Origin of the sequence: Streptomyces sp. KR55 (genome assembly GCF_052245645.1) — a bacterium.
GTDB classification, from domain to species: Bacteria; Actinomycetota; Actinomycetes; order Streptomycetales; family Streptomycetaceae; genus Streptomyces; species Streptomyces flavusporus.
The window spans coordinates 1-16,289 of sequence record NZ_JBQQCE010000204.1; the positions used below are offsets into that span (position 1 = coordinate 1).

At 69.9% G+C, this 16,289-nt stretch carries 13 protein-coding genes and 1 pseudogene; 10 read left to right on the plus strand and 4 right to left on the minus strand.

The features are described from left to right. A pseudogene (locus ACTWQJ_RS27235) lies at nt 1-403 on the minus strand (hypothetical protein); the annotation flags it as partial. A 213-nt stretch (nt 404-616) separates the two neighbouring features. On the opposite strand from ACTWQJ_RS27235, the gene ACTWQJ_RS27240 reads away from it, so the two are divergent. From ACTWQJ_RS27240 to hutH, 3 genes are all read left to right on the plus strand, one after another. Beyond that, a complete protein-coding gene (locus ACTWQJ_RS27240) occupies nt 617-1,417 on the plus strand; it encodes an enoyl-CoA hydratase/isomerase family protein (protein WP_443309182.1) in 801 nt (266 codons plus the stop codon). A 251-nt stretch (nt 1,418-1,668) separates the two neighbouring features. Next, a complete protein-coding gene (locus ACTWQJ_RS27245; RefSeq protein WP_443309183.1) occupies nt 1,669-2,811 on the plus strand; it encodes a diguanylate cyclase domain-containing protein in 1,143 nt (380 codons plus the stop codon). 96 nt (nt 2,812-2,907) lie between these two features. Further along, nucleotides 2,908-4,446 (plus strand): histidine ammonia-lyase, encoded by a 1,539-nt coding sequence (hutH, locus tag ACTWQJ_RS27250; RefSeq protein WP_443309194.1) that lies wholly within the window; start codon nt 2,908-2,910, stop codon nt 4,444-4,446. A gap of 44 nt (nt 4,447-4,490) precedes the next feature. On the opposite strand, the gene ACTWQJ_RS27255 is transcribed toward hutH, so the two are convergent. Together ACTWQJ_RS27255 and ACTWQJ_RS27260 are read right to left on the minus strand one after the other, a co-directional pair. Beyond that, nucleotides 4,491-5,258, minus strand: a complete 768-nt coding sequence (locus ACTWQJ_RS27255) for a hypothetical protein (protein WP_443309184.1) — start codon at nt 5,256-5,258, stop codon at nt 4,491-4,493. A gap of 56 nt (nt 5,259-5,314) precedes the next feature. Then, nucleotides 5,315-5,626 carry a hypothetical protein gene (locus ACTWQJ_RS27260; protein ID WP_443309185.1) on the minus strand — a complete coding sequence of 104 codons (312 nt, stop codon included), beginning with the start codon at nt 5,624-5,626 and terminating at the stop codon, nt 5,315-5,317. A 109-nt stretch (nt 5,627-5,735) separates the two neighbouring features. Between ACTWQJ_RS27260 and ACTWQJ_RS27265 the strand changes: the two genes are divergently transcribed. The 5 genes from ACTWQJ_RS27265 (at nt 5,736) to ACTWQJ_RS27285 (ending at nt 13,536) form a co-directional block, all read left to right on the plus strand. After that, entirely contained in the window at nt 5,736-6,080 is a 345-nt protein-coding gene (locus tag ACTWQJ_RS27265) for a hypothetical protein (RefSeq protein ID WP_443309186.1), read from the plus strand. A gap of 207 nt (nt 6,081-6,287) precedes the next feature. Then, nucleotides 6,288-7,553 carry a L,D-transpeptidase gene (locus tag ACTWQJ_RS27270; RefSeq protein ID WP_443309187.1) on the plus strand — a complete coding sequence of 422 codons (1,266 nt, stop codon included), beginning with the start codon at nt 6,288-6,290 and terminating at the stop codon, nt 7,551-7,553. 156 nt (nt 7,554-7,709) lie between these two features. Next, complete coding sequence (locus ACTWQJ_RS27275) at nt 7,710-9,167, plus strand: ABC transporter permease (RefSeq protein ID WP_443309188.1); 1,458 nt, start codon at nt 7,710-7,712, stop codon at nt 9,165-9,167. A 178-nt stretch (nt 9,168-9,345) separates the two neighbouring features. Next, nucleotides 9,346-10,038, plus strand: a complete 693-nt coding sequence (locus ACTWQJ_RS27280) for an ABC transporter ATP-binding protein (RefSeq protein ID WP_443309189.1) — start codon at nt 9,346-9,348, stop codon at nt 10,036-10,038. 201 nt (nt 10,039-10,239) lie between these two features. Further along, on the plus strand, nt 10,240-13,536 hold the full coding sequence (locus ACTWQJ_RS27285) for a S8 family peptidase (protein WP_443309190.1): 3,297 nt from the start codon (nt 10,240-10,242) through the stop codon (nt 13,534-13,536). 85 nt (nt 13,537-13,621) lie between these two features. Here ACTWQJ_RS27285 and ACTWQJ_RS27290 read toward each other — a convergent pair whose 3' ends face one another. After that, on the minus strand, nt 13,622-14,542 hold the full coding sequence (locus ACTWQJ_RS27290; RefSeq protein ID WP_443309191.1) for a helix-turn-helix transcriptional regulator: 921 nt from the start codon (nt 14,540-14,542) through the stop codon (nt 13,622-13,624). A 169-nt stretch (nt 14,543-14,711) separates the two neighbouring features. Here ACTWQJ_RS27290 and ACTWQJ_RS27295 point away from each other — a divergent pair, with 169 nt between their 5' ends. Further along, nucleotides 14,712-15,755: an NAD(P)-dependent alcohol dehydrogenase gene (locus ACTWQJ_RS27295; protein ID WP_443309192.1), complete on the plus strand. Its 1,044-nt coding sequence runs from the start codon at nt 14,712-14,714 to the stop codon at nt 15,753-15,755. A 180-nt stretch (nt 15,756-15,935) separates the two neighbouring features. Further along, nucleotides 15,936-16,289 (plus strand): VOC family protein (locus tag ACTWQJ_RS27300; RefSeq protein WP_443309193.1); only part of this gene is annotated, 354 nt, incomplete at its 3' end.

Sequence of the window (16,289 nt, forward strand, 5' to 3'; positions counted from 1 at the left end):
TCGGCGAGGCGGTCGCGGACAGGAGCGGAGCCGGTCCTGTGCCGGTGCCCGGCGTCGCGTCGGCCCCGCCGAGGGGAACGCCGGCCGAGGGGCCGGTGTCCGGGACGTCCGCGACGGTGGCGGACGCGGTCGCCGCCCGGTCGGAGCCGGTCACCGGATCCCGGCCGGGGGCCGCCTGTGCGGTGCCGAGGTCGTCGCCGCCGGACTCCGACGTCATCCGTACGAGGCTCAGCGCACCGGCGGCCAGCGCAAGCCCGCCGACGGCGAACAGGACCTTACGGGGGCGTGGACGCCGGTGCCGGCCGCGTGCGCTGCGCTGCCGGACGTCGGGGTCCTCACCGTGCGGGTCGGCGCCGACTGGGTTGTTGTTCGCCGAGTTGTGCGTCGTCGTGTCGGTCGTCATGGCGGTTCCTCCCCGGTGCCGTTGCGCCCCCGTTGCGCCCCCGATGAGCCCGGCGGTGCGCACGTTATGCGCTCGCGCGGGGGACGGGGCGGGAGTCGCCGGGATGTCACTCGAACGGGGTGTCGGGCAGCGGTCACCCGCTCTTTCCCCGGAGGGGCGCGGCTGCGATGATCGGGACGAGTGCTGTTAACCGTCGTTAACCGGGAGGGTGTCGTGAGCGAGGAACGGTTCGGGGAGTTCGTGCTGGTGCGTAGGCACGAACAGGGGCATGTCGCGGAGCTGGCCCTCGACCGGCCCAAGGCCATGAACGCCGTCTCGACCGAGATGGCCCGGTCCGTCGCCGCGGCCTGCGCGGCGCTGGGCGACGACCGGGACGTACGGGTCGTCGTTCTGACGTCGACGCATGAGCGGGCGTTCTGCGTAGGCGCCGACCTCAAGGAGCGCAACTCCCTGAGCGACGCCGAGCTGGTGCGGCAGCGTCCGGTTGCACGTGGTGCGTACACCGGAGTGCTCGAGCTGCCGGTGCCGACGGTCGCGGCGGTGCACGGCTTCGCGCTCGGCGGCGGCTTCGAGCTGGCGCTGTCGTGCGACGTGATCGTGGCCGACCGCACGGCCGTCGTCGGGCTGCCGGAGGTGTCCGTGGGGGTGATTCCGGGTGGCGGCGGCACGCAGCTGCTGCCCCGGCGGGTGGGGGCCGCGCGGGCGGCCGAGCTGATCTTCACCGCGCGGCGGGTCGAGGCGGCCGAGGCGCGGGAGCTGGGGCTGGTGGACGTTCTGGTGGACGAGGGGCGGGACCGTGAGGAGGCGCTGGCGCTGGCGGCCCGGATCGCCGGGAACTCGCCGGTCGGGCTGCGGGCTGCGAAGCGGGCGTTGCGGGTGGGGCATGGGCTGGATCTGCGGGCCGGGCTGGAGGTTGAGGATGCGGCGTGGCGTTCGGTGGCGTTCTCGGGGGATCGGGCGGAGGGGGTGGCGGCGTTCAACGAGAAGCGGAAGCCGGAGTGGCCGGGGGAGTGAGTCCGGCGTTGGCCGGTGACCGGCGTTGCGGCGGGCCAGGGGGTGGGTCGCGCAGCCCGGCGCTTACGGGGTGCCGCCCGCGCCCACCCGTGCCGCCCTGGGGGTCCCCCCCAGGCCCTTAAGGCACTGGGGAGGCACGACTGCCCGCGGGCTCACGGAGGCACGACTGCCCGCGGGCTGACGTGGGAAACCGGTCACCCCAGCGCCCCGCAAACCTCCCGCTTCCCCATAAACCTCCCTAGCCTGGAGTGATGGGTGAGGACGATCGCCTCGCGGCCGTTGTGGCGCTGGCGCAGGGGATGGCCGCGGCGCACACCCCGCGCGAGTCGTGGCGGGCCGCCGCGCTCGGTGCGTGCCGGGCGCTGGACGCGAGCTTTGCCGCGCTGTCGGTGTGGGAGCGGGACCTCGGGCGCCTTCGGGTCCTGGTCAACGTGGGGGAGCGGGCGCCGGACGAGGAGGAGTTCCCGGAGGACGAGGCCTACCCGGTGCACCAGTTCGCCGAGATCACGGAGTTCCTGCACGAGCAGTGGGCCGGTGGCGGCGAGCCCGACGCCTGGGTCGAGACCGCGGAGGGGCCGACGGCGGGCCGCGCCGGTTACTGTCACCAGCGGGTCGCCGCCCTGCGTCGCCGCGGCCGCAGCAGCTGCGTCGTCGCGCCGGTCGTTCTGCACGGCCGGGCGTGGGGCGAGCTGTATGTCGCGCGCCCGATCGGTGTCCCCGTCTTCGACCGGGGCGACGCCGACTTCGCCACCGTCCTGGCCGCCGTGGTGGCCGCCGGGATCGCACAGACCGAGCGGCTGGAGGAGGCCAGGCGGCTGGCCTTCACCGACTCCCTGACCGGGCTCGCCAACCGTCGTGCCGTCGACATGCGCCTGGACGAGGCGATCGAACGGCACCGTCGGGAGGGTGTCGTCGTCAGCCTGGTCGTCTGCGACGTCAACGGGCTCAAGCGGGTCAACGACACCCGGGGGCACGCCGTAGGCGACCGGCTCCTGGAACGGTTCGGCTCCGTGCTGTCGCTGTGCGGGGCCATGCTCCCCGGCGCGCTCGCGGCCCGGCTCGGGGGCGACGAGTTCTGTCTGCTCGCGGTCGGGCCGCCCGCCGACGACGTGGTGAAGGTGGCCGACGAACTGTGCTGCCGGGCCGCGGAGTTGGAGCTGGGTGACGGTGTCGCCTGCGGGGTCGCCTCCACCCAGGACCCGGTCGGGCCGGTGCGCTCCGCCCGTCGGTTGTTCCGGCTCGCCGACGCCGCCCAGTACCAGGCCAAGGGGGTCCGCGCCGCCCGGGCGGTCGTTGCCGGGCGCGAGGGGGCCGACGACCCGGTGGTGCGCCTCGCCGACGCACCGACCGACGAGCACACCCCGGAGCGGCGCCGCTTCCGGGGCCGCCGGTGAGCAACGCCGCACCTCGGCAGCAACAGCGGTAAGGGCCACATCGCGCACCCACCCGTGACATCTTCGAATTCACTGCGTACGCTCCTGAATATGGATATGCACACTGTGGTGGTGGGGACGTCTGGTGTCACCGCGTCCGACGTCCTCGCCGTGGCGCGCGCCGGCGCCCGGGTCGAGCTCTCCGGCGAGGCGGTGGCCGCGCTCACCGCGGCCCGCGGGATCGTGGACGCGCTGGCGGCCAAGCCCGACCCGGTCTACGGCGTCTCCACCGGCTTCGGCGCCCTCGCGACCCGGCACATCGGCCAGGAACTGCGCACCCAGCTCCAGCGCAACATCGTCCGCTCGCACGCCGCCGGGATGGGGCCGCGGGTGGAGCGGGAGGTCGTACGGGCCCTGATGTTCCTGCGGCTGAAGACCGTCTGCTCGGGACGCACCGGCGTACGGCCCGAGGTGGCGCAGACCATGGCCGACGTCCTCAACGCCGGTATCACCCCGGTCGTGCACGAGTACGGCTCCCTCGGCTGCTCCGGCGACCTCGCCCCGCTGTCCCACTGCGCCCTGACGCTGATGGGGGAGGGGGAGGCCGAAGGACCCGACGGGACCGTACGCCCTGCCGGCGAACTCCTCGCCGCGCACGGCATCCAGCCCGTCGAGCTGCGCGAGAAGGAAGGCCTCGCCCTCCTCAACGGCACCGACGGCATGCTCGGCATGCTGCTGATGGCCCTCGCCGACCTGGACACCCTCTACAAGTCCGCCGACGTCACCGCGGCCCTGTCGCTGGAGGCCCTGCTCGGCACCGACCGGGTCCTCGCTCCCGAGCTGCACGCCATCCGCCCGCACCCCGGCCAGGCCGCCAGCGCCGCCAACATGCTGGCCGTACTGAAGGGTTCGGGCCTGACCGGCCATCACCAGGGCGACGCGCCCCGCGTCCAGGACGCCTACTCCGTGCGCTGTGCCCCGCAGGTGGCCGGCGCCGGACGGGACACGATCGCGCACGCCCGCCTGGTCGCCGAGCGCGAACTGGCGTCGGCCGTCGACAATCCCGTCGTACTCCCCGACGGGCGCGTCGAATCCAACGGCAACTTCCATGGCGCGCCCGTGGCTTACGTCCTCGACTTTCTCGCCGTCGCCGCCGCCGACCTCGCCTCCATCGCCGAGCGGCGCACCGACCGGCTGCTGGACAAGAACCGCAGCCACGGTCTGCCGCCGTTCCTCGCCGACGACGCCGGGGTGGACAGCGGGCTCATGATCGCCCAGTACACGCAGGCCGCGCTGGTGAGCGAGATGAAGCGGCTCGCCGTACCGGCGTCCGCGGACTCGATTCCGTCCTCCGCGATGCAGGAGGACCATGTCTCCATGGGCTGGTCGGCGGCGCGCAAGCTGCGTACGGCCGTGGACAACCTCACCCGGGTCGTCGCCATCGAGCTCTACGCTGCCACGCGCGCGATCGAACTGCGCGAGGGGCTGACCCCGGCGCCCGCGTCCCAGGCCGTCATCGACGCCGTACGGGCGGCGGGGGTCGAGGGTCCCGGTCCCGACCGGTTCCTGGCGCCCGACCTCGCGGCGGCGGACGCGTTCGTGCGGGACGGGCGGCTGCTGGCGGCGGTGGAGACGGTCACCGGACCGCTCCAGTAGGACGGTTGAAGGGCCCTGCCGTACCACCGGCAGGGCCCCGGAGATTACTTGAGCTTGGCGACCTGCGCCTCGACCACGGCCGCCGGGATCTCGGCCGCCTCGCCGGTACCGAGCGCGGCGAAGTTCACGGTGTAGAACGTGGCGATGGTGTTGCCCTTGCGCACCACCTCGGTGTGGAAGGTGGCCGTGCCCTCGCCGTCCATGTCGACGTCCTCGGCGAACGCCACCGACTCGTCACCCAGCCCGGAGCCCTGCACCGAGGCGACCTTGGTGACCTTCGAGTTCTCGCCCCCGGTGGTGAGTCCGTACCCGCCGGAGCAGGCCGAGACGCCGTCGGACACGGCCTTCATGGCCTTCTCGGCGCCGTCACCTTCGTACGAGGAGAGACCGACGAACGTCATGTTGACGTTGAAGGCGTCCGCGATGTCCTCCGGCTGCGCGGTGGCGGTCGACGCCTTGTCCTCCGCGACGGTGTTGCTGGCGTTCGCGTCCGTGTCACCCGGCGCGAGACCGGCGGTGGCCCAGGCGAGCGGGTCGCACTCCGCCTTGTCGGTCTTCACCTCGGTCTTGGACTTCGGGAGGGTGTCGTCGCCCGAGTCGACCTTGTAGCCCTTGACCTCGCCCTGAGCGAGCAGCAGCTTCTCCAACTCGGCCGCGCTGAGCGCCTTGGCGGCCTGAGCCTGCGAGGAGGACTCCGTGTCCTTGGAGTCGTCGGAACTGTCCGACTCCCCGCCACAACCGGTGATGAGGGCGAGCGACAGCACGCTCACGGCGACCGTGGCGCCTGTGCGCGCCCTCGATGATCTCTTCATGAGCGGACTATGAGGCTCAGGTCAAGGACACGTCAAGCCAGATTTTCCGAACCGTTTCAGAACCCAAGACGCTCTCGGCGCACCGAATACACCACGAAGCCGGCGCCCAGTGTCAGACAGAGCGTGCCGCCGACGACGTACGGGGTGCTGTCGAAGCTGCCGGTGTCGGCGAGCCGGGTGCCGTCGGTCTGAACGCCGGTCGTGTCGGTGGCCGTTGCCGCCGCTCTGGCCTGCGTCGTCTGTGTCACCGTGGGCTGCTCCTGCGCCGGGTCGTCCGCGGTCGCGTTCGCGGAGGGAACGAACCACAGGGCGCCGAGCAGGGTGCCCGCGGCGGTGGCGGTCAGCAACGGACGACGAGCGGATGACACGGAATATCGATCCCCTTGTGACGCTGGCGAATTGGCCGTGTGGGGCGATGTTAGTGAAAGGCGCGGGTCACGGGAAAGTCACGGGGGCCACGGGCCGTACTCTCCGAGCATGAGCACTCCAGAGACATCGCGTTTTGTACGGGTTCGCGTGGAACTCGTCCTTGAGGTCGACGACCACGACGCCGTGACGCAGGCGGCGCTGCGGCGGATTTCCGACGACGCGGACATGCCGGCCGAGGAACGGGCGCACGCGCAGAGCGCTGTGACGGAAGACACCGCGGAGGCCCTCGCGTACCTGGTGGACCCGTTCGACCTGGTCAGCGAGGTGCCGGGGGTCGAGCTCCAGCAGGCCTCCTGGAGCAGTGAGCAGGTCGACTACGACCCGGACTCGCCGGAATGGGACCTCGCCGAGGATGATGTCGACGACCAGGAAGACGGAGAGCGGGCCGGCTGAAGCGGCTTGGGGAAATCGTGACCCCGGGCGGCAACCGCCGCCCGGGGTTTCCTCGTCTCAAGGGGCGCACAGACCGACACCTGCACCACCCGCTCATCGAAAACGTGGTGTGCCCCACACAAGCAAGGCATGTGGAACGGGACGAACCGGTCGTAGCGTTGAAAGTTCTTAACGGGGACTCTCGGGGTTTTCGGGGAATCGGCAACGATGGAGAAGCGTGTGATAACGGACAGTAAGCGGCGCAAGGGCCTGAAGGCCGCGTCCGCACTGCTCGGCAGTGTGCTGGTGCTCTCGGCGTGTTCCGGCGGCAACGAGGCCGCCGGAAGCGACAGCGGCAACGACACCTCGCAGGCCAAGGTCGACGAGGCAGCGGCCCAGAAGAGCTCCCAGGCCCAGATCAGGATCACGCCGAAGGACGGCTCCGCCAACGCCTCCATCAACAACTCCGCCGCCGTCACCGTGAGCAAGGGCACACTCACCGAGGTGACGATGACCACGTCCGACGGCACCGCCGTCGCGGGCGAGATATCCGCCGACAAGAAGAGCTGGAAGCCCACCGTCCAGCTGGAGCGCTCCACCACGTACAAGGTCGCGGCGACCGCGCAGGACTCCGAGGGCCGGGAGGCCCACGAGAACGCCTCCTTCACCACGGTCTCGCCGGACAACAGCTTCATAGGCACCTTCACGCCGGACGACGGCGCCACCGTCGGTGTGGGCATGCCCGTGTCGATCAACTTCGACAAGGCGATCACCAACAAGGTGGACGTCCAGAAGGGCATCACCGTCTCCACCAGCAGCGGCCAGGAGGTCGTCGGCCACTGGTTCAACGCCAACCGGCTCGACTTCCGGCCCGAGGACTACTGGAAGGAAGGCTCCACCGTCACGCTGAAGCTGGCGCTCGACGGCGTCGAGGGCGCCGAGGGTGTCTACGGCGTCCAGCAGAAGACGGTCACCTTCACCATCGGCCGCAACCAGGTCTCCTACGTCGACGCGAAGACCAAGCAGATGAAGGTCACTCAGGACGGCAAGGTCGTCAAGACCATCCCGATCTCCGCCGGCTCGCCCGAGAACAAGACGTACGAGGGCCAGATGGTGATCTCCGAGAAGTTCAAGGAGACCCGGATGAACGGCGCGACGGTCGGCTTCACCGACGACGACGGCAAGGGCGAGTACGACATCAAGGACGTCCCGCACGCCATGCGCCTGTCCACGTCCGGCACCTTCATCCACGGCAACTACTGGGGCGCCGACTCCGTCTTCGGCAACGTCAACACCAGCCACGGGTGTGTCGGCCTGAACGACACCAAGGGTGCCAACGACCCGAAGACCGAGGGCGCCTGGTTCTACAACAACTCGATCGTCGGTGACGTCGTGGTCGTCCAGAACACCGGCGACAAGACGATCGCGCCGGACAACGGCCTGAACGGCTGGAACATGGACTGGGCACAGTGGAAGGCGGGCTCCGCCATCTGACGCTCCCTCTGATTCTGTGCGAATGCCGCCTCTTGGAGGCGGCATTCGTGTTTTCACAGGCTTACGGGCCCGTTCCGAGGATCGGACACACCCTTCTCATCCTTCTCTTATGCCGGCCTTATGCCGCCATCACGGTGCGTCCCTAGCTTGCAGCGCATGTTCTTCACCTACCTGAGGCGCGAACTGCGCCGCCGCAGAAAGGCGGCCCTCGTCGTCGCCTCCGGGCTGGCGCTCGGTATCGCGCTGGTCATCGTGGTCAGCTCCGTGTCCTCCGGCATGGGCAAGGCCCAGGACAAGGTCCTGCAGTCCCTGTACGGGCTCGGCACCGACATGACCGTCACCAAGGCGGCCGCCGCCCAGGAGGAGGGCCAGGCGCAGCGGCCCCGCTTCCGGTTCGACGCGCAGGACAGCGACTCCGACGAGGAGCAGAGCAGCGACCGGGTCATGGTCCAGGGCTTCGAGACGCTGTCGAGCTCCACCGTGAGCAAGGTCGGCGCGCAGGACGGCGTGTCGGACGCCGTCGGCGGACTGAGCCTGCAGGTCATCAAGGTCAGCGGCCAGTTCACCCGCGGTCAGTTCCAGCAGGACGGCGGCGGCGAGCAGCCGGGCGGCGCCCCCGGCGGCGGCACCGGGCAGCCCGAGGGCCGCGTCCAGGGCGGCGGCGCCGACTTCGACGTCAACAACTACTCCGTCTACGGCACCGACGTCACCAAGCCCGAGCTCGGCCCGCTGACCTCCTCGAAGATCACCAGCGGCCGTACCTTCAAGGCGTCCGAGACCAACGCCGAGGTGGTCGTCGCCGACGCCTCCTACGCCAAGGAGAAGAAGCTCGCCCTCGGCGACACCGTCACCATCAAGGGCGTCAAGTACGAGGTCATCGGCATCGCCACGCCGGAGAGCGGGGACGCGGCGGCCAACCTCTACATCCCGCTGAAGCAGGCGCAGACGCTCAGCGACTCGGCGGACAAGGTCACCACGATCTACGTCAAGGCGACCGACTCGCAGCGGATCGACGCCGTCAAGTCGGCGATCCAGAAGAACATCTCCGGTACGACCGTGACGACCTCCGCGGACCTTGCGGAGACCGTGTCCGGCTCGCTGTCCACCGCGTCCGATCTCGCCACGAGCGTGGGCAAATGGCTGTCGGTCGTGGTGCTTGCGGCGGCGTTCCTGGTGGCCGGGCTGCTGACGTCGTCGGCGGTGTCCCGGCGGGTGCGGGAGTTCGGCACGCTGAAGGCGCTGGGCTGGCGGTCGGGGCGGGTGACCCGGCAGGTGGTCGGGGAGGCCGTCGTCAACGGGCTGGTGGGCGGTGCGCTCGGTATCGGGCTCGGGCTGGCGGGGGCGTATGCCGTGACCGCGGTCAGTCCTACGTTGCAGGCGGAACTCGGCGGTGGGAGTGGGGGCATGGCTGGGCCGGGCGGTGGCTTCGGGGGTGGGCCTGCGCGCGCGGCTGCGGCCCGGACGCTCGACGTTGCGCTCACTGCGCCGGTCAGTGTCACGACGATTGCGCTTGCGGTGGGGCTTGCGGTTACGGGTGGGCTTGTCGCCGGAGCGTTCGGGGGGTGGCGGGCGTCGCGGTTGCGGCCGGCGGATGCGTTGCGGCGGGTTGAGTAGCCGCCGCCGATTGCGGCGGGGTGGGGGTGGGTCGCGCATCCCGGCGTCACGGGGTGTCGCTGCGCCCACCCTCCCCCACTCTCGGCTTCGCTCGAGCGGGGGGACCCCCAGCGCCCCAGGCGGCACGACTGCCCGCGGATTGACGAACAACCACCCTCTACGTCCAGGAGTTGCCCCCATGTACGAACTAAGAGCTGTCACCAAGCGCTACACCCGTGGAAAGGAGACCGTCCACGCTCTCGACGGGATCGATCTGACCATCGCCGACGGGGATCGGCTGGTTATTCAAGGGCCCACCGGTGGTGGGAAGTCCACGTTGTTGCAGATGCTCGGTGGGCTGGACCGGCCCAGCTCCGGGGAGGTCGTGCTCGACGGGGTCGATCTGGCGCGGCTGTCCGAGGCCAGGCTCACCACCGTGCGCAGCGAGAACATCGGGTTCGTCTTCCAGAGCTTCAACCTCATCCCGACGCTCACCGCTCAGGAGAACGTCGAAACCGCCCTCGTGCCCCTCGGTGTGAAGGGGAAGGAGCGGCGCGAACGGGCCGCCGAGGCGCTGACGTCGGTCGGACTCGGTGAGCGGCTCGGGCATCTGCCCGGTGAGATGTCCGGCGGTCAGCAGCAGCGCGTGGCGATCGCCCGTGCGCTGGTGAAGCAGCCGAAGGTGCTGCTCGCCGACGAACCCACGGGAAACCTCGACGAGTCGATGCGCGACGAGATCATGGACGTACTGGAGCGCATGTGGAAGGAGCTCGGGCTGACGTTCATCATGGTCACCCACGACTCCTCGATCGCGAAGAAGGCCCCGCGGCTGGCGACGATCCGCAAGGGCAGGATCAGCGTGAAAGAGAACCCGGTGCCGGAGAACGCCTGACGGACACCGAATTCGCTGACTCCTGACGAACTTTCGCGATGGTCAAGTCGTAACTGAACGTTCTATTGAGGTGTCTGATCACCCCCCGGCATACTGCGTGTCTCCGGGGGGTGCACGCGCAGGTGTGCGAAACGGCCCCCGGCCGGGTGAACGGGGAATTCGCCCGGTTCCTCAACTCCAGGGGGAGTTTTGCTCAGACAAGTGAAGAGAGCCGGTGCCGCCGCGGTCGCCACCGCGGCCGCCGTCGCCCTCGCCGCGGGACTGACCAGCCCGGCGTCGGCGAAGCCGGAGCAGCGCGCGACCGGCGCTGCGAAGCTCACGTCCCACCACCGCATCACCCTGATCACCGGTGACCGGGTCAGCGTGGACGCCAAGGGCCGGGTCGTAGGCCTGGAACGGGCCGAAGGGCGTGAGCACATACCCGTACAGATCCGCAAGGCCGAGGGACACACCCTCGTCATACCCGCGGACGCGGCCCGTCTGGTCGCCACCGGCAAGCTGGACCAGCGGCTGTTCGACATCACCGAGTTGAACAAATCCACGACCCGCAAGGCCCAGAAGAACGGCCTGAAGGTCATCGTCGGCTACAAGGGCGCCGCCACCGCCGCGAAGGCCGACGTCCGCGACGCCGGCACCCTCCGCCAGAGCCTCGAGTCCCTCAACGCGGACGCCGTGCAGACCGCGCACAAGGACGCGCCCGAGCTGTGGGACGCCGTCACCAACGGCGACAGGACCGTCTCCGGCATCGCGCACATCTGGCTCGACGGCGTCCGCAAGGTCACCCTCGACACATCCGTGCCGCAGATCGGCGCCCCCAAGGCATGGGCCGCCGGCTACGACGGCAAGGGCGTGAAGATCGCCGTACTGGACACCGGCGTGGACGCCACCCACCCGGACCTGAAGTCCCAGGTGACCGCGTCCAAGAACTTCACCACCGCCGCCGACGCGAGCGACAAGTACGGCCACGGCACGCATGTCGCGTCCATCGCGGCCGGCACCGGCGCCAAGTCGGGAGGCAAGTTCAAGGGCGTCGCGCCCGGAGCCGAGATCCTCAACGGCAAGGTCCTCGACGACAACGGCTTCGGCGACGACTCCGGCATCCTCGCCGGCATGGAGTGGGCGGCCGAGCAGGGCGCCGACGTCGTCAACCTCAGCCTCGGCGGCATGGACACACCGGATGTCGACCCGCTGGAGGCGGCCGTCAACCGGCTCTCCGCCGACAAGGGCATCCTCTTCGCCATCGCGGCCGGCAACTCCGGCCCGGAGACGGTCGGTTCGCCCGGCTCGGCCGACGCCGCGCTCACCGTCGGTGCCGTGAACGACCAGGACAAGCTGGCCGACTTCTCCAGCACCGGCCCGCGCGTCGGCGACGGCGCCATCAAGCCGGACGTCACCGCGCCCGGCGTGGACATCACCGCGGCCTCCGCCAAGGGCAGCGTCATCGAGCAGGAGGTCGGCGAGAACCCGGCCGGGTACCTGACCATTTCGGGTACGTCGATGGCGACCCCGCATGTCGCGGGCGCCGCCGCGATCCTCAAGCAGCAGCACCCGGACTGGACGTACGCCGAGATCAAGGGCGCGCTGACCGGTTCCACCAAGGGCGGCGCCTACACGCCGTTCCAGCAGGGCTCCGGCCGGATCCAGGTCGACAAGGCCGTCAAGCAGACGGTGATCGCCGACCCGGTCTCGGTGAGCTTTGGCGTCCAGCAGTGGCCGCACACCGACGACACCCCGGTCACCAAGCAGCTGACGTACCGTAACCTCGGCACGAGCGACGTCACGCTGGACCTGAAGGCGACCGCCACCAACCCCAAGGGTGAGGCCGCCCCGGCCGGCTTCTTCAAGCTCGGCGCGACCAAGGTGACCGTCCCGGCGGGCGGCAAGGCCTCCGTCGACCTGACCGTCGACACCAAGCTGGGCGGCACCCTCGACGGCTCCTACTCCGCGTACGTCACCGCGACGGGCGGCGGGCAGAGCGTCCGCACGGCCGCCGCCGTGCAGCGTGAGGTGGAGTCGTACGACGTCACCGTCAAGCACATCGGCCGGGACGGGCAGCCGACCGACGACTACAACACCGCGCTGATGGGCTACTCGGGCCTCGGCAACGGCCGCGGCTACCAGGTACCGCTCGCCGCGTCCGGCACCACGACCCTGCGCATCCCCAAGGGCACGTACCTGCTGGACGCCTGGATCGCCAAGGACTTCGTGAACCTGGAGGGCGGCCTCGACTGGCTGGTCCAGCCCCGGCTGACCGTCACCAAGAACACCTCGGTGACGATCGACGCCCGCAAGACCAAGGCGGCGGACATCACCGTGCCGGACGCGAGCGCCAAGCCCGTCTCCGCGTCGATCAGCTACATGCTCGACGCCGCGGGCATCGGTTTCGGCTTCGGCGCCGGCTCGTTCGCCGATCTGCGCATGGGCCACCTGGGCGGGGAGATCACGAGCGGCCTCACCCAGACCTGGGGCGGCCAGTGGACGAAGGGCGCCGACGCCGAGTACGACGTGGCCACCTCCGCCAAGGTCAGGAAGCTCCAGGGCGACAAGGTCCGCCACTTCAAGCAGAGCGAACTCGCCACCGTGAAGAACAACCTCGGTGCCGCCACACCCGGCAAGACCGGCGCGCTCATGACCGTGGGTCTCTTCCCGGACGACGTCGTCTTCGGCAGCCCCGTGGAGCAGAAGCTGCCCGGCGCGCGCACGCTGTACCTGTCGACGGTCGACGCCATCGAGTGGACCTTCGACTTCGAGCAGTACGGCGGCAAGGACGCGGACGGCAACCCGATCACGGAGGCGTACTACTCGCTCGGCGACCCGCAGCTGTTCCAGGCGGGCACGTCGTACTCGAAGACCTTCAACAAGGCGGTCTTCGGCCCGCGTCTGAACGCCGACTTCGGTCTGTTCCGTGAGGGCAACGACATCTACGGCTACGTGCCGCTGTTCGCCGACGGCTCCCGGCACGCGGGCTCGTCGCTGTTCACCTCGGTGAACACGACCCTGTACCGCAACGGCACCAAGGTCGGCACGCACGACGACCCGCTCTTCGGTGAGAAGGCGTTCACGGTCCCGGCCGGCGACGCCGAGTACCGGCTGACCACCTCGGTCAAGCGCAGCGTCAAGGTCGCGGCCGCGTCCACGCGGATCGACGCGAGCTGGACGTTCCGCTCGAAGAAGCCGGCCACCGACGTGGCCCAGCTCCCGGCGTCCACCGTCCGCTTCAACGCCACGACCGACCTGGCCAGCAAGGTCACGGCCGGCCGCACAGCCACCGTCCCGGTCACCGTCGAGGGCTCCGCCAAGGGCAGCAACCTCAAGGCGCTGGGCGTGTGGGTGTCGTACGACTACGGCCAGACCTGGAAGAAGGTCACCGTGAAGAACGGCAAGATCACCTTCAAGAACCCGGAGAAGGGCAAGGCGATCTCCTTCCACGCAAAGATCACCGACAAGCAGAACAACAAGTCGACGATCTCGATCTACAACGCGTACTACGGCAAGTGAGCCGTTAGCGAAAGCCCGCCGGAAGCGCAGCTTCCGGCGGGCTTTCCGCGTTTCCGTTGAGGACGAGGCTGTTCGGGCCCGCTGCCTAACCCGCCGACGGCGCAGAAGCCGCCCCGCCCGCCCGCGTCGCATCCGCACCCCAACTCGCCAGCAGGCGCAGCGCCTCCGCCGAGGGCGAGCCCGGCTCCGCGTGGTAGGTGACCAGCGACTGCTCGACGTCGTCGACCATGCGGAACGTCTCGAAGGACAGCGTCAGCTCACCGACCAGCGGATGCCTCAGGCGCTTGACGCCGTGGCTCTTCTCCTTGACGTCGTGCCTGGCCCACAACCGCCGGAACTCCTCGCTCTTGAGGGACAGTTCGCCGACCAGGGCGGACAGCCGCGGGTCGTCCGGATGGCAGCCGGCGTCCATACGCAGAAAGCTGACCATGTCGGACTGCTTCTGGTCCCACTCCACGAACAGCTCGCGGTACGCCGGGTTCAGAAACACCAGCCGCGCCCAGTTCCGCTCCTGCGGCGGCAGCTCCGACCAGTCGCCGAAGAGCGCCGCGGCCATCCGGTTCCAGGCCAGGATGTCCGAGCGGCGCCCCACGATGTACGCCGGGACACCGTCGATCGAGTCCAGCAGCTGCCGCAGCGCGACCCGCACCTGCTGGGCCCGCGCGGCCGGCTTCTTCTTGTGCTGCTTCGGCTTCGCCAGGTGCGTGAGGTGCGCGTGCTCGGCATCGGTCAGGCGCAGGGCGCGCGCGATGGAGCCGAGCACCTCCGCCGAGACGTTCTGCCCGTTGCCCTGCTCCAAGCGCGTGTAATACGCCACGGACACTCCGGCGAGCTGTGCCAGCTCCTCGCGGCGCAGTCCCGGCACCCGGCGGTGCCGCCCGAAGTCGGGCAGCCCCACGTCCTCCGGCTTCAGCCGGGCACGCCGGGTGCGCAGAAACTCGCTGAGCTCGGCGCGCCGGTCCAGGCCCGTGCCGGGCTCGTGTGCGGGGTCGGGCTGTGCGTCCATGCCTCCAGTATTCACGGTCGTACGCACAGGAGCCTGACCCCGCCAGTGGTAGGAACAGCAAACGTACGCAAAGCCGTGGCCTGGGTGAATACGGAAAACGGCGGCACGCTGGATCCCGTGCCCGGTCGGAAGGCAGCCGGGCACGGAATCCCCTTAGGAGAACCCCGGCATGACCACTGTTGCTGCGTACGCCGCACCCGCCGCCAAGGCTCCGCTGGAGCGCACCACCATCGAGCGCCGGCCGGTCGGCGAGTTCGACGTCCTGATCGACATCAAGTTCGCCGGCATCTGTCACTCCGACATCCACCAGGCCCAGGAGGGCTGGGGCGAGGCGATCTTCCCGATGGTCCCCGGCCACGAGATCGCCGGCGTCGTCGCCGAGGTCGGCTCCGGCGTCACCGAGTTCGCCGTCGGCGACCGCGTGGGCGTCGGCTGCATGGTCGACTCCTGCCGCGAGTGCGACAACTGCAAGGCCGGCCTGGAGCAGTACTGCACCGGCGGCGGCATGATCGGCACGTACAACGCCCTCGACAAGAACGGCGAGCCCACCTACGGCGGCTACTCGCAGAAGATCGTCGTCGACGAGAACTACGTCGTCCGCATCCCCGACGGCCTGTCCCTCGACGTCGCCGCGCCGCTGCTGTGCGCCGGCATCACCACGTACTCCCCGCTGAAGCACTGGAACGCCGGCCCCGGCAAGAAGGTCGCGATCGTCGGCATGGGCGGTCTGGGCCACATGGCCGTCAAGATCGCGCACGCGCTCGGCGCGGAGGTGACCGTGCTGTCCCAGTCCCTGCGCAAGAAGGACGACGGCCTGAAGCTGGGCGCCGACCACTACTACGCCACCAGCGACCCGAAGACCTTCCGGGAGCTCGCGGGCTCGTTCGACATCATCCTGTCGACGGTGTCGGCGCCGCTGGACCTCGACGGGTACCTGTCCCTGCTGAAGACGGACGGCGCCTTCGTGAACGTGGGCGCGCCCGAGGAGCCCGTCTCGCTCAACCTGTTCTCGGTGATCATGGGCCGCAAGAGCCTTGCCGGCTCCGGTATCGGCGGCATCCAGGAGACCCAGGAGATGCTCGACTTCTGCGCCGAGCACGGCTTCGGCGCCGAGATCGAACTGATCCGCGCCGACCAGATCAACGAGGCGTACGAGCGGGTACAGGCGAGCGACGTCCGGTACCGGTTCGTGATCGACACCGCGACGATCTGATCGTTCACCTTGCCGGTCGGCGGCCCAGCAGCCACAACAGCTACGGGCCGCCGACCAGCCGACCGCGCCACCTGCGGCGCGGTCGGGGCGAGCCACAGCTGTCGTCTGTGTGTCCGTGCCGACAGGCCCTAGCGTGGGAAGTGACTGCCTTTGCGCCCTGAACGCAGGAGGAGGCGCCCCATGACGATCCAGCTGAACCACACCATCGTCGCCGCCCACGACAAGGAGGCGTCGGCCCGCTTCCTCGCCGACATGCTCGGCCTCGAGGCGAGCCCGCCGTTCGGCCCCTTCGCCCCCGTCGAGATACCGAACGGCGTGACCCTCGACTACATGGACACCCCCGGCGACATAACCCCCCAGCACTACGCCTTCCTGGTCTCGGAGTCCGAGTTCGACACGATCTTCGCCCGCATCCGACGCGCAGGCCTGACGTACTGGGCGGACCCGGCCCACTCCCGCCCCGGCGAGATCAACCACAACGACGGCGGCCGAGGCACCTACTTCGACGACCCGAACGGCCACAACCTGGAGATC

What these genes read in the sequence shown, in the direction of transcription:
- ACTWQJ_RS27270 (WP_443309187.1), top strand. Translation starts at nt 6,288, where the DNA reads ATGGAGAAGCGTGTGATAACGGACAGTAAGCGGCGCAAGGGCCTGAAG.
- ACTWQJ_RS27290 (WP_443309191.1), bottom strand. Translation starts at nt 14,542, where the DNA reads ATGGACGCACAGCCCGACCCCGCACACGAGCCCGGCACGGGCCTGGAC.
- ACTWQJ_RS27280 (WP_443309189.1), top strand. Translation starts at nt 9,346, where the DNA reads ATGTACGAACTAAGAGCTGTCACCAAGCGCTACACCCGTGGAAAGGAG.
- ACTWQJ_RS27245 (WP_443309183.1), top strand. Translation starts at nt 1,669, where the DNA reads ATGGGTGAGGACGATCGCCTCGCGGCCGTTGTGGCGCTGGCGCAGGGG.
- ACTWQJ_RS27275 (WP_443309188.1), top strand. Translation starts at nt 7,710, where the DNA reads ATGTTCTTCACCTACCTGAGGCGCGAACTGCGCCGCCGCAGAAAGGCG.
- ACTWQJ_RS27265 (WP_443309186.1), top strand. Translation starts at nt 5,736, where the DNA reads ATGAGCACTCCAGAGACATCGCGTTTTGTACGGGTTCGCGTGGAACTC.
- ACTWQJ_RS27295 (WP_443309192.1), top strand. Translation starts at nt 14,712, where the DNA reads ATGACCACTGTTGCTGCGTACGCCGCACCCGCCGCCAAGGCTCCGCTG.
- ACTWQJ_RS27255 (WP_443309184.1), bottom strand. Translation starts at nt 5,258, where the DNA reads ATGAAGAGATCATCGAGGGCGCGCACAGGCGCCACGGTCGCCGTGAGC.
- hutH (WP_443309194.1), top strand. Translation starts at nt 2,908, where the DNA reads ATGCACACTGTGGTGGTGGGGACGTCTGGTGTCACCGCGTCCGACGTC.